At 53.1% G+C, this 4,358-nt stretch carries 4 protein-coding genes; 2 read left to right on the forward strand and 2 right to left on the reverse strand.

Translation table 11 applies throughout. From position 1 onward, the window contains the following. Both ACTH3S_RS17945 and ACTH3S_RS17950 read right to left on the reverse strand, forming a co-directional pair. On the reverse strand, positions 1-905 hold a 905-nt coding region (locus ACTH3S_RS17945; protein ID WP_441810376.1), incomplete at its 3' end, for a radical SAM protein. 76 nt (positions 906-981) lie between these two features. Continuing rightward, positions 982-3,177, reverse strand: a complete 2,196-nt coding sequence (locus ACTH3S_RS17950) for an FAD-dependent oxidoreductase (RefSeq protein WP_441810377.1) — start codon at positions 3,175-3,177, stop codon at positions 982-984. Positions 3,178-3,361: 184 nt separating this feature from the next. Between ACTH3S_RS17950 and ACTH3S_RS17955 the strand changes: the two genes are divergently transcribed. Both ACTH3S_RS17955 and ACTH3S_RS17960 read left to right on the forward strand, forming a co-directional pair. Beyond that, positions 3,362-3,982 (forward strand): RNA polymerase sigma factor, encoded by a 621-nt coding sequence (locus tag ACTH3S_RS17955; RefSeq protein ID WP_441810378.1) that lies wholly within the window; start codon positions 3,362-3,364, stop codon positions 3,980-3,982. After that, complete coding sequence (locus tag ACTH3S_RS17960; RefSeq protein ID WP_441810379.1) at positions 3,976-4,236, forward strand: zf-HC2 domain-containing protein; 261 nt, start codon at positions 3,976-3,978, stop codon at positions 4,234-4,236. Before ACTH3S_RS17955 ends, ACTH3S_RS17960 begins: the two co-directional genes overlap by 7 nt. Positions 4,237-4,358: the final 122 nt, after the last annotated feature.

Genomic DNA, 4,358 nt, shown 5'->3' on the forward strand with positions numbered 1-4,358 from the left:
ACGCGCTCATCCATGCTCTGGGCCAGCGACCCACCCAAATCGTACTGAGGATCATCATCCACCAACGTACAAGCATAAACCCGCACCGAATCGCCCTTCTTCACCAGCATCCGCGTATAAGTACACATAAAGTGCGACTGACTCTGAGTGGTTGGATACTTCTCCATACAGCCCTCAGTAATCTCCGGACTGCCATCCTCCGAACCCGGCGTACCCAAATCAGGGAATGCCGTAAACGCCAGAGTTTCAGGAATCTGCCACTCCCGGAATATCCCCCGAAACGCAGCCTCCACATCAGCCGAAACCTCATCCAGATCAGTCTGGCGAGCAATAGAAACCTTGAAGCCCTGATCGACCAACCAGTGAATTCCCTCCAGTGCCTGGTCAAAACTCCCGGCACCGCGATCCTTGTCATGGCGAGCACGGTCGGGGAAATCCAGGCTCACGCGGAAATGAATCGGGAAAGGATTATCCAGCAACGGCAACACCTGATGCCGGCGCTTCAGCAGCGGCTCGGTGGCGTTGGTAAGCACAAAGCAGGGGCGATGATGGCTGGCATAATCCAGAATGTTCACAAAATCACGAATCACAAACGGCTCGCCACCGGTGAAAGAAAACTGCTCCACGCCCATATCCATGGCTTCGTGGATAAACGGCTTCACATCGCTCAGCTTCATGCCGGGAATACGGCCATCGCCGGGATGACTGCCTTCCAGACAGAACGGACAGGCCAGGTTGCAGGCCGTGCCTGTGTGAATCCACAGCTCTTTCAGCTTGACGGCATCGATGTAACCCCGGGGATCGCCATTACGGGTATGGGTCCAGCTGTCGAATGCTCTGGACTCCAGCACTTCCACAGCCGGAATACGTTTGTTGCGGACCGGTCGGGTTTCGGTCAGGGGCATACATGCTCCTCGGTGTTAATGGTAGTAAAACACGGACACAGGCGATGCTGCCTTGTTACAGCCATCGCCTACTGTTTCAGTCCGTCGTCACTTCTTTACGTTTCACCTGGTTGTTTTGGCCCTTTCCGCGACGCCAGCCATGCAACTTTTCTAGCAGCTTGAGAATACCCTGAGGCGCATTAGCGCGCTTCCATTCTCCTGCGGCAGCCTTGGCGGACTCGTTCCAGGTCGGATACGGATGAATGGTACCCAGAATTTTGTTCAAGCCGAGACCATGCTTCATTGCCAGGGTGAACTCGGCCAGGATCTCCCCGGCATGAGAACCAACCACCACAGCACCGAGAATTTTGTCCTTACCCGGCGGTGTCAGCACCTTAATGAAACCAGAGTCTTCGCTTTCGGTAATGGCCCGATCCAGATCGTCCAGGCCGTACCTGGTCACTTCAAAGGCAATACCTTTCTCCCTGGCTTCGGCTTCACTCAGCCCCACGCGAGCCACTTCCGGAGAGGTAAAGGTGACCCAGGGCATAACCCGGTAATCCACCTTGAAACGTTTAAACTGACCAAACAGGCCATTCACCGCGGCATACCATGCCTGATGAGATGCGGCATGAGTAAACTGATAGGGCCCGGCAACATCGCCACAGGCAAACACATTCGGATAGCGCAGGCTCATGTCTTCTTCCACCGGCACGGTTCCATTGGGCAGGGTCTCGATACCGATTTTTTCGAGCCCCAGGCCTTCGGTGTTTGCGGCTCGGCCAACCGCGACCAGCACCTGATCAAAGGCAATACGAACTTGCTCTCCCTTGTGCTCGCAATACACCACTTTCTGGCCCTCTTCGGTGGTGAATTCTTTTGCTGCATGGCCCAGGCGAAGGTCAACACCATCGTTTTCAAACTGAGCTTTCACCAGTTCTGACACGTCTATGTCTTCTTTAGCCAACAACCGGTCACCCATTTCTACCTGAATCACCTGGCTACCCAGACGGGCAAAAGCATGAGCCAATTCGGAACCGATTGGGCCGCCACCCAGAACCAGCAAACGCTCCGGCTGCTCCTGCAACTCCCAAAGGTTGTCAGAGTTCAAAGGCGCCATATCATTAAGCCCTGGAATCGGTGGCATGGCCGGCTTGCCGCCAGTAGCAACGATTATGCTGCGAGCGGTCAAGCGCTCGGTGCGGCCATCGCTGTGCCTGACTTCCAGCTCCCAAGGAGATACGAAGCTCGCCTCTCCCGAGATGCAATCCACGCCCAGTTTTCTGTAACGCTCCGGTGAATCGTGGGGCTCTACTTTGGCAATCACCTCTTGAACTCGGTTCATGATGTTCTTGAAAGAACCTTTCACCGGCACCGACTCCAGCCCGTAACGATTGGCATGGCGCAAGGTATCCGCCGCCTTCGCGCTTCGAATCAGTGCTTTAGAAGGTATACAACCTGTATTCAGGCAGTCTCCACCCATCTTGTGTTTTTCAATCAGCGCCACTTTCGCTTTCACGGCTGCAGCGATATAGGCAGATACCAGACCCGCCGAGCCACCACCAATCACCAGCAGGTTGTAGTCAAAGCTCTCGGGCTTCTGCCAGCCGGCATACACCTTGCGGCGGCGGATGAAACCTACCACGAACTTGGCAATCAAGGGGAAGAGCCCTAGCAACGCAAAAGAAAGCAGCAGATCTGCGGAGACGATATCACCTGTAGACTGGATCTGACCCAGTTGGGTACCAGCATTAACGAAGACAAAAGTCCCCGGAAGCATCGCAATCCAACTCACCAGAGCGTAGGTACGCAGCTTCATGGCCGTCAGGCCCATGGCCAGGTTAATCAGGAAGAAGGGGAATACCGGCACCAACCGTAGCGTTGCGAGATAAAACGCGCCGTCTTTCGAAACTCCACGGTCCATCTTTGCTACGGTTTCCGCGTAGCGCTTGCGCAACGTGTCCCGCATGAGGAATCGCGCCACCAGAAACGCCAGAGATGCGCCCAGAGTTGAAGCAATCGAAACCGCAACCAGGCCATAAAAGTTGCCTAAAAAAGCACCGCCTGCCAAGGTCATTATGGTAGCCCCCGGTAAAGACAGAGCGGTTACTACCACATAAATAGCAGCATAGCCGACAACGGCTACCAGAAGATGCTGGTCAATCCATTGTGCCAGGGCACTTTGGTTCGCCTGCAGGTTCTCCAGGGTCAGCAGCTTGTGCCCGTCGAAGCCGAGAAAAACGGCAACGATCACAACGATGACCAAAATAAGTAAGAGCTTGCTACGAGTCATATCCATGCCTTTTAAAATATAGGAACCAGTACGTCGATTTTATTCAGACACGACCACCGACTAAATGTTACACACTACTTAATTAAAGTTTTTGAACGATCACTCTAAAATACAGGAACTTTTCTGAAATCAGAAACACATAAAAACACAAGACCTCCCAAAGACTGATAAGGAATAGAGTTCCATGGACACTGCCGCGCATCCGGACCCGCAAGGTTCACTGATCGAAGGCCTGAAAAGAGGCGATTCACCTGCCTACAAAGTAGCCGTTCGGGAATACTCCCCGGGTATGCTGGCCGTCGCCCGCTTTTACCTGGATCACTCCAGTGCTGAAGAAATTGTCCAGGATTGCTGGGTTACGGTGATTGATGCCATTCAAAAATTTGAAGGCCGTTCCGGCCTGAAAACCTGGTTGCACCGAATTGTCGCCAACCGCTGCAAGAACAAGCTCCGGTCCAGCAATAGGGAAGTAGCTACTGATTTTTCAGAGAGCCTCGACCCGGAGCTTGCCGACCGTTTCAATGCCAAGGGCCGCTGGGACCTGCCGCCCAAACTTAAGTTCCACGAATCCGCAGACACATTGATGGAAAACGATGCGCTCAGTGATTGTCTGGATAAACATCTGTCGACACTGCCAGAAACCCAGCGCTCAGCCCTGATGCTGTACGAAGCCCACCAGCACAAATCTGAAGATGTCTGTAACATTCTGGATGTCAGTGCATCTAACCTCCGTGTACTTTTACACCGTGCAAGACAGAAGATCTTTCTGATGGTTGAAACGTTTCAGGAGACGGGCGAATGTTAATGTGCAAGGACCTGGCCGGAATAGCCAGTGACTACATCGATGGTGAACTCACCGGCCAACAAAACCTGTCCGTGAAGATGCACTTGATGATGTGCAAACATTGCCGCACGTTTATCGGCAACCTTCGAGCGAGCACAGAACTGATGAAAGCGCACTCATCAGGCAAGCCGAACGAGGAATTCATGCGTCGGATTGATGAGCGGGTAAAGGAAGCACTCAAAACATGGAAACCCCATGACGGGGATAATGATTGATTATTGAAATTTCGTTCTAAAGTGCCATTGGCCATATGGTCCAGGCGGGGTTCAATGAAAGCCTTATTCCTGAATCCGTGACTTCACACGGTCTAATTTAATCCCCAGACCTGCAACCGCAA

The organism is Marinobacter sp., assembly GCF_052094685.1.
In the GTDB taxonomy this organism is placed as follows: Bacteria; Pseudomonadota; Gammaproteobacteria; order Pseudomonadales; family Oleiphilaceae; genus Marinobacter.